At 52.8% G+C, this 252-nt stretch carries 1 other RNA gene; it reads left to right on the forward strand.

Going from position 1 to position 252, the window contains the following annotated elements:
- The first annotated feature begins 51 nt into the window (after positions 1 to 51).
- Positions 52 to 180, forward strand: a non-coding RNA gene (locus B2J69_RS23455) — RtT sRNA.
- Positions 181 to 252: the final 72 nt, after the last annotated feature.

Below are 252 nucleotides of genomic sequence, written 5' to 3' on the forward strand. Positions count from 1 at the left end.
CCACCACCATCCTTGTATAATCTCCTTTGTTAAATACCCTCTCCTGAATGACCCAAAACTTCGGGGAGAAGGATGAGAAGCTTCGACCGAAGGTTCGGGTCGAGCGCAGCGAGACAACGCGCGCAAGCGCGGCCCGAAGGGTGAGGCGCAACGCGCCGAATAATCCTTCTCCCACCACCATCCTTGTATAATCTCCTTTGTTAAATACCCTCTCCTGAATGACCCAAAACTTCGGGGAGAAGGATGAGAAGC

The organism is Pantoea latae (assembly GCF_002077695.1).
In the GTDB taxonomy this organism is placed as follows: Bacteria; Pseudomonadota; Gammaproteobacteria; order Enterobacterales; family Enterobacteriaceae; genus Pantoea; species Pantoea latae.